The organism is Kitasatospora sp. NPDC004723, from assembly GCF_040609255.1.
Lineage (GTDB): Bacteria > Actinomycetota > Actinomycetes > Streptomycetales > Streptomycetaceae > Kitasatospora.
Window position 1 is genome coordinate 82,913 of the sequence record NZ_JBEXJT010000034.1, and the last position, 6,940, is coordinate 89,852.

10 protein-coding genes are annotated in these 6,940 nt (G+C 71.7%); 4 read left to right on the forward strand and 6 right to left on the reverse strand.

Annotation, left to right across the window (positions count from 1 at the left end):
• Nucleotides 1–47: 47 nt before the first annotated feature.
• A complete protein-coding gene (locus ABZW10_RS27105) occupies nt 48–791 on the reverse strand; it encodes an NUDIX domain-containing protein (protein WP_355370500.1) in 744 nt (247 codons plus the stop codon).
• 172 nt (nt 792–963) lie between these two features.
• On the opposite strand from ABZW10_RS27105, the gene ABZW10_RS27110 reads away from it, so the two are divergent.
• Nucleotides 964–1,551 (forward strand): hypothetical protein, encoded by a 588-nt coding sequence (locus tag ABZW10_RS27110; RefSeq protein ID WP_355370503.1) that lies wholly within the window; start codon nt 964–966, stop codon nt 1,549–1,551.
• 49 nt (nt 1,552–1,600) lie between these two features.
• Here ABZW10_RS27110 and ABZW10_RS27115 read toward each other — a convergent pair whose 3' ends face one another.
• Together ABZW10_RS27115 and ABZW10_RS27120 are read right to left on the reverse strand one after the other, a co-directional pair.
• Nucleotides 1,601–2,251, reverse strand: a complete 651-nt coding sequence (locus ABZW10_RS27115; RefSeq protein WP_355370505.1) for a response regulator transcription factor — start codon at nt 2,249–2,251, stop codon at nt 1,601–1,603.
• Nucleotides 2,239–3,483, reverse strand: coding sequence for a histidine kinase (locus ABZW10_RS27120; protein ID WP_355370531.1), 1,245 nt, complete (start codon nt 3,481–3,483; stop codon nt 2,239–2,241). The genes ABZW10_RS27115 and ABZW10_RS27120 overlap by 13 nt, the downstream gene beginning before the upstream one ends.
• 189 nt (nt 3,484–3,672) lie before the next feature.
• On the opposite strand from ABZW10_RS27120, the gene ABZW10_RS27125 reads away from it, so the two are divergent.
• Complete coding sequence (locus tag ABZW10_RS27125) at nt 3,673–4,185, forward strand: DinB family protein (RefSeq protein ID WP_355370508.1); 513 nt, start codon at nt 3,673–3,675, stop codon at nt 4,183–4,185.
• 123 nt (nt 4,186–4,308) lie between these two features.
• Here the strand turns inward: ABZW10_RS27125 and ABZW10_RS27130 are convergent, their stop codons facing one another.
• From ABZW10_RS27130 to ABZW10_RS27140, 3 genes are all read right to left on the reverse strand, one after another.
• Nucleotides 4,309–5,043: a hypothetical protein gene (locus ABZW10_RS27130; RefSeq protein WP_355370511.1), complete on the reverse strand. Its 735-nt coding sequence runs from the start codon at nt 5,041–5,043 to the stop codon at nt 4,309–4,311.
• Nucleotides 5,044–5,233: 190 nt separating this feature from the next.
• On the reverse strand, nt 5,234–5,446 hold the full coding sequence (locus ABZW10_RS27135; RefSeq protein WP_355370514.1) for a DUF397 domain-containing protein: 213 nt from the start codon (nt 5,444–5,446) through the stop codon (nt 5,234–5,236).
• 10 nt (nt 5,447–5,456) lie between these two features.
• Complete coding sequence (locus ABZW10_RS27140; RefSeq protein ID WP_355370517.1) at nt 5,457–6,269, reverse strand: helix-turn-helix transcriptional regulator; 813 nt, start codon at nt 6,267–6,269, stop codon at nt 5,457–5,459.
• A gap of 135 nt (nt 6,270–6,404) precedes the next feature.
• Between ABZW10_RS27140 and ABZW10_RS27145 the strand changes: the two genes are divergently transcribed.
• Nucleotides 6,405–6,659: a hypothetical protein gene (locus ABZW10_RS27145; protein WP_355370519.1), complete on the forward strand. Its 255-nt coding sequence runs from the start codon at nt 6,405–6,407 to the stop codon at nt 6,657–6,659.
• The coding region (locus ABZW10_RS27150; RefSeq protein ID WP_355370522.1) for a hypothetical protein at nt 6,656–6,940 on the forward strand (285 nt) is incomplete at its 3' end. The genes ABZW10_RS27145 and ABZW10_RS27150, both read left to right, overlap by 4 nt.

The window sequence follows — 6,940 nt, forward strand, 5'->3', positions numbered from 1 at the left end:
CCACCACGCCTCGTCCCTGCTCTGGACCTGATCTTCGAAGACGATCTCTAGCCCGGCGGCCGGAGGCGGGCGAAGCGGCGGACGACCGGGGCGAGGTAGTCGGCGTGCGGGCCGGGGAGGCCCGGCAGGTCGGCGGGGGAGCGGACGAAGGCCAGCTCGACCAGCTCCCGTTCGGGCGGCGCGAGGGCGCCGAACCGCTCGCGCAGTGCCGCTTCGGGTTGCGGCGGGGCGAGGAAGAGCACGCCGACGCTGCCGTACCGGCCCCGGGTGACCGCCCACATCGCCAACTCGCCCGGCCCGGCGGTCACTCCGGTCTCCTCGGCCAGTTCCCGGGCGGCGTTGCGGCGCAGCGCGGCGAGGTCCAGGCGCTCGCCGTCGGGCGGGGGTTCGACGGCGCCGCCGGGCGGTTGCCAGCGTCCGGGGGCGGCGGTGGTCGGGGACATCCGGCCGACGAGCAGACGGCCGTCGTCGGTGGGCTGCAGGACGCTCACGGAGAGGGAGGCGGTGGGGGCGGCGGACGCGGTGACGTGGCGGAGCGCGTAGTGCCGGTACGTCACGCGCGTCCAGAAGACGTGGAGTTCGCCCGGCCGGGGCCACGAGGTGCCCGCGCACGCCACCACCGGGCCGTCGAAGAGTGTGGGATTGGCCAGGACCATCTCCGCCCAGACGCGGTCCCGGGCCCGCCGCTCCTCGGCGGTCAGGCGGGCGGCGGGCACTTCGACGAGCCGGATGCGGCGGGCGCCGAGCACCTCGGCGGGCGGCGGGAGGAACGGCGAGGGTGTCTCGGGCATCCGCCCATGGAAGCAGGAACGGGCCGCGCGGTCAGCTCGGCGCGACGGGTGCGTTCGGGAAGCCGTAGGCGCGGTCGGCGGCGGTCACCACCCAGAGCGGGAACTGCTCCGGCCGGATCGGTGGCGAGGCGGGGAAGTCGGGGCGCAGCGCGGCCCGAGGTCGGGTCGGGCCGTGCTGTACGACAACGGCTGGTCGCTGGACATGTACGTGGACCGGCAGGCGGCGGAGAGCCTGGCGGTGGCGTGGGGGCTGGCCGCACGGTCGCGGCGGTCGCTGGTGCACGTGCCGCTGAAGGCGGGGCGCGAGGGGCCGGCGGGGATCGGCGAGTGGCAGCGGTCGTCGGTGGTGCTGGACCTGGTGCTGGTGCAGCCCGCGTTGGGGTTCCCGCCCTCGCGCTGGAAGGCGGTGCGGGGCCGGCTGGGCGCCGGGAGGCCGCACACGATGGAGATCCCCGCAACCGACTTCCCGAGGGGCGGCGAGGACGACGACCGGCCCGCGCGCCGTGGCAATCGGCGCGACGAGCTGCGCTTCGGCCACGCCGCCGGGACGCTGTTCCTCACCGGCACCGCCACGGCGTTCCGCTCGACCGGCGCACTGGTGCACGCACTGGTGACCGACGGCCCGGCCCGCGCCCTGGACTACCCCGGGACCCACGAGTGCGTGACCCTGGAGCACGACGGCGCCCGGCACGGACGCCCCCTGCGCCACGGCCCGGGCATGATGCACATCGAGTACGCCCACGGCTGGAAGGTGGCGTGAGAGCCCGGCGGCGGTCGCGCGCTTGCGGCTTCGGCCGGGTTCCGGCCGGTCAGGTTCCTGACGCCGCCAGGAACCTCAGCACCGCGAGGACGCGGCGGTGGTCCGCGTCGGCGGTGGGGAGGTCGAGTTTGGCGAAGATGTTGTTGATGTGCTTGGCCACCGCGCTCTCGCCGACCACCAGTGCCTGCGCGATGCCGGCGTTGGAGCGGCCCTCGGCCATGACGCCGAGGACGTCGCGTTCGCGCGGGGTGAGCCGCTTCAGCGGGTCCAGGTCGCGGCGCAGCAGGAGTTGTGAGACGACCTGCGGATCCAGTGCCGTGCCGCCTTCCGCCACCCGCCGCACCGCCGCCACGAACTCCGCCACATCGGCGACGCGCTGCTTGAGCAGGTAGCCGACGCCGCCGGTGTTGGTGGAGAGCAGCTCGGCCGCGTACCGCTCCTCCACGTACTGCGACAGCAGCACCACCGCCGTCCCCGGCCAGCGCCGACGGATCTCCACCGCGGCGCGCACCCCCTCGTCGGTGAAGCCCGGCGGCATCCGGACGTCGACCAGCGCGAGTTCGGGCCGGTGCTCCGCCACCGCCGCCAACAGTGCCTCGCCGTCCCCGGCTTCGGTGGCGACCTGGAACCCGCCCATCTCCAGCACCTTGACCAGGCCGACCCGCAACAGCACCGAGTCCTCGGCGATCACCGCTCGCACGGCAACTCCGCCGTCACCGTGGTCGGTCCGCCGATGGGACTGCTGACCTGCAGGGTGCCGTCGAGGGAGCCGACCCGCTTGGCCAGCCCGCTCAGTCCCGTGCCGGCGCGGGCGTCGGCCCCGCCCAGCCCGTCGTCGGTGATGTTCACCCGCAGCACCTTACCGACCTGCCGGACGGTCACTTCGGCACGCGTCGCGCGGGCGTGCTTGGTCACGTTGCTCAACGCCTCCGAGACCACGAAGTACGCGACCGACTCCACGGCGGGCGCCGCCCGCTCCGTCAGATCGACCCGCAGGCGCACCGGCAGGGGCGCCCGGGCGGCCAGTCCGGACAGCGCCGCGTCCAGGCCCCGGTCTTCGAGCACGGCCGGATGCAGGCCCCGGACCAGGTCGTTGAGTTCCTCGATCGCCTGCTTGGCCTCCAGGTGTGCCCCGGCGAGCGCTTCGCGGGCTCCGGCCGGCAGGTCGGGCTGGGTGGCCATCGCCAGGCCCAGGTTGACCGCGAGCGAGACCAACCGCTGCTGGGTGCCGTCGTGCAGATCGCGCTCGATGCGGCGGCGCTCGGCGTCGACGGCTTCGATCAGGCCGGTGCGGCTCTGGTCCAACGCGTCCACCCGCTCGCGGAGTTGCTGGGCCGGGCTGGGCCCGAGCAGAGCCATCGCCGCACGCGTCTCGCCGCGGGCCGCCGCCCCCGCCGCCCACGGAACGGCGCAGAGCAGGACGAGTCCGCCCAGCGTGTAGCACGGAAGTTGCGTCGTGGCGCCGAACCACTTCTCGCGCACCTCCACCGGCAGCTCCCACGCCCAGGCGGAGCAGCCGGCGCCCGCCAGGCCCACGGGCAGCGCCATGAGCACCAGCAGTTCCGACACCGCCAGGACCGGGCCCAGCAGGAGGTGGTAGCCGAGCTGCCCCCAGGTGCGCGGCGCGCGGAGCCAACGGGCGGCCGCCGCCCCCGGCCACCGCCGCTCCGGCGCGGGCGTCGGCCGGGGGAGGAACACGCCGAGCAGCGCCCGGTGCCGGGCGCGCTGAACAGCCGTCAGCACCGGCACGCCGAGCAGGATCACGGCGACCGAGGCGGGCAGCCCGAGCGGCCAGTTCCCGGCCTCGACGGAGGTCGCCACGCCCCAGCTCCACACCGGCACCAGCGCCAGGTGCGGCAGCACGCCGGCAGCCAGGAAACCGGCGTCCCGCCGCGCCCGAAGGACCGAGCGCCGCAGCCCGGGAGGAATCATCACGGCTCGAACCTAGATCACCACGACCGGTGCGTGCCATGCGCCCAGGACCCGGTCCGATGGTGAAACCAGTACCACCAAGGGGCTGACTCACCGCCACGTCAGGTCCTGGTGCCGCAGCAGGCAACGTTCGCCCTGCCGGAGGTCCTGCCGGTGGAGGGCTTCGGCCGTTGCCGACATAATCGACCGATGAGCTCGATCGAACGGCCTTTGCCGCCCCTGAACGCCGACGAGCGCACCACGCTCGAAAGCTGGCTTGACTTTCACCGCGTCACCCTCGCCAGGAAGTGCGAGGGCCTGGACGATGGGCAGGCCGCCGTCGCGTCCGTGCAACCGTCCGGCTTCACCTTGACCGGCCTCGTCCAGCACATGGCGGAGGTGGAGCGGAACTGGTTCCGCCGAGTGTTCGCCGGAGAGCAGGCCCCGCCCATCTACGACCCGCAGGCCGACCCGTCTGCCCCCGACGGCGGCTTCGAACTGGCCGAGGGCGCCACACTGCACGACGCTCTGGCCACCTGGCACGCGGAGATCGCCCGCAGCCGCGAGCTCTGCGCCGCCCGTGCCCTGACCGACACAGGCCGCTTCATGGAGCAGGACGTCAGCCTCCGCTGGATCTACGTCCACATGATCGAGGAGTACGCCCGCCACAACGGCCACGCCGACCTGCTCCGGGAGCGCATCGACGGCACCACTGGTGTATGACAACGGATCGGTTGAGGTCCGGCCTAGCGTGAGGTGACGCGCCGCCGGGCTCCGGTCCGGGCGGCGCGTCGTGTCAGAGGCCCCGGTGGCTGAACATGTGCAGATCCGGCCGATGGCTTCGGGTCAGGTCCGCTTGCGGCTCGCGATCTGGTCGGAGAGCTGCCGCACGTGGGCGGGGTCCGCGTCCCGGGCGAGGGCGATGTGTGGTCCATGACGGCCGGCGGGTAGCGCACGGGCAACGTCTGTCCTGGGGCGGTCCGGGCGCCCCTTGCGGGTGGGGAGAGGGTCGCGCAGCCTGGCGACGTACCGCCGGTATGCCCGTGCCTCGGCGGAGGCGCCTTCGACGGCGGCGAGACGGTGGGGGAACAGCACGCCTCCCGCGTGCAGTTGGGCGCCGGTCCCGAAGCGGTTGCCGTGCAGGCGGCCGGTCACCAGCCGGCCCCGGTCGACCTGGAACCAGACCTCGCGCCGGTTGCCGAACAGCACGATGCTCTCGCGGAGATCGTGCACGTCGGTGTACACGTCGAAGTCCCAGTCACCCGCGGCTGCCCCCCACCCGTGGTGCCCACGGAGGTGGTGCATGAACCGGGGGAGGCCGACGGGGGAGCCGAAGGGGATTACCGCGTCGGCGTAGGGCTCACCGGCGATGAAGTGGAGCCTGAACTCCAGGCCGTACAGCCGCCCGTGGACCTTTCGCCTGATGGAGAGCGAGAACATGTCCGCGTCGTCGAAGCTGGAGCGGTGGTCGGGACGGACGTTCCGGCTCAGGTAGTCGAACGAGAGCGTCCGCCGATCGACGAGCAGGCCGGGGATCCGTGCGGCGGAGCCGTGCAGCAGGTAGAGACACATCAGGTCCACCGGATGTGTCTCGCGTGCCAGGCGAGTGAAGAACCCATCGGAAAAACCGTCCCGCAAAGCGCCTCCCGCCCTCCCGCCCTCCGCTGTGCCGTGGGCACGGGCAAATCTACGGCAGTCGCGAGGAGTTCCGCGGCCCCCGACCGGAGAACCCGGTCGGGGGCCGGCGGTCGGGGCCTCTGGGTGGTGGTGATCAGATGGTGTCGAACTCGTCCGCTTGGACGGCGGAGATGAAGGATCGCCAGGCGTCGGAGGGGAAGACGAGCGCGGGGCCGGACGGGTCCTTGGAGTCGCGGACGGGGACGAGGCCGGGGAAGTCGGGGGCGACCTCGACACAGGTCCCCCCGTTGTTGCTGTGGGAGGACTTGAACCAGGCAGCGTTGGACAGGTCTACGGGGCCGTTCATGACGTTCCTTTCACGCCTGACGGATCATCTCCAGCGAGGCGGCTTTCGGCAGCGCTTCCACTGTGAGTTGATGGTAGTCCCTTTCCAAGGATCGGGAAGTTTCGCTCTGCCGAACGAGGAACCCCCGCATCTGGCACTCCGAGTAGGCCAGTAGAGAACGGTCGGCCATGGTCAGCAACGTGACCACCATCGTGAACGGCAACTCCTCGGCCAGGCTGTACGGGGCGATCTGGATGGTGACGTAGGGCCTGGTCGCCAGCTCCGCCAGGTGTCGGAGCTGGCGTCGCATCACATCTCGACCACCCACCGGCCGGTGGAGACATCCCTCGTCGAGGACGAAGTGGAGCCACGGAGCCGGCGTTCGGTCCAGCAGCTTCTGTCGGGTCAGGAGGAAATTGACCCGGTCGTCCGCCTGCTCCTGCGTGATCTTTCCGCGTCGTACAGCGGCGGCGGCGAACGCCGCCGCGTACTCCCGGGTCTGTAGAAGCCCAGGAACAACGCCGAGTTCGAAGTGTCGAATCTCGACTGCCTTGGCCTCCTGAGCTGCGTATTCGGGGAACCCTTCGAGGAGCGAGGTGTTGCTGATGTTCCAGAACATCAGCTCCAGGGTGCCGCCGGTGTCGAGCGCATCATCGGACTTGATGGCGAAGAGCTGGGTGGGATTGCGCGTCCCTCTTTCGATGGAGGACACGAGGGTGTCGCTGTAGCCGATGATCTTCCCCAGATCGACCTGGGTGAACCCCTTCGCCTCGCGTGATCTGCGGAGTTGAACTCCGAAGGCCGCCGCGGGCGATGACGTGGGGTCAAGTTCTGTTCGCCGCATGTTCGATCGCCTCCAAAGGCCCGAATCCCACATGGCCGAAGTGTCCAGTGCGAGCCCTTCCGATCGTAGCCCAGATCGCCCCACCATGGATACGGGTCGTAGCGATCCCTATGCACAGCGCAACCAGGAGCCCCCATGCCCAGTCGCCCCCGCATGCCCATTGACACCCCCACCGTCGGCGAGATCGTCCGAGACCTCGGGCACCGGGACTTCTCCGGCAAGCCCATCGAGGCCGTGTACATGGACACCCTCGCCGGGCTGGTCTACCTCCGCCCCGAATCCGGCGGCTGCGAGTGGACCACCAAGCCCGAACACATCCAGGCCCTCGCCGAGCCCCGCTTCGTCAGCGTCCAGCACCCCAGCCGGCCCCGCGTCGCCGACGTGGCGTGAAGCTGCTCGCCACCGTCCTCGGCGTCGCCACCCTCTCCACCCTCACCGCCGCCCTCGTCTGCTGGCCCATCCACAACGGGCCGCTCGCACCGCAGTTGCTGATATCCGGGCTGATCCTCACCGCCGGCATCTGCGCCGGACTGCCCGCCTGCTTCACCTGGCTCTCGCCCAACAGGAGCACCCCCGTGCTGCACCACCTCCCCGCCATCCTCACCAACCCGCCCCGCCGACGCCTCGGCCACCAGGCCCTCATCCTCAACCGCGACGGCGCCGTCCTCCTG

Bases quoted from the DNA above. Each gene is read 5' to 3' on its own strand.
- ABZW10_RS27105 (WP_355370500.1), bottom strand. From the start codon at position 791: ATGCCCGAGACACCCTCGCCGTTCCTCCCGCCGCCCGCCGAGGTGCTC.
- ABZW10_RS27120 (WP_355370531.1), bottom strand. From the start codon at position 3,483: ATGATTCCTCCCGGGCTGCGGCGCTCGGTCCTTCGGGCGCGGCGGGAC.
- ABZW10_RS27125 (WP_355370508.1), top strand. From the start codon at position 3,673: ATGAGCTCGATCGAACGGCCTTTGCCGCCCCTGAACGCCGACGAGCGC.
- ABZW10_RS27135 (WP_355370514.1), bottom strand. From the start codon at position 5,446: ATGAACGGCCCCGTAGACCTGTCCAACGCTGCCTGGTTCAAGTCCTCC.
- ABZW10_RS27140 (WP_355370517.1), bottom strand. From the start codon at position 6,269: ATGCGGCGAACAGAACTTGACCCCACGTCATCGCCCGCGGCGGCCTTC.
- ABZW10_RS27145 (WP_355370519.1), top strand. From the start codon at position 6,405: ATGCCCAGTCGCCCCCGCATGCCCATTGACACCCCCACCGTCGGCGAG.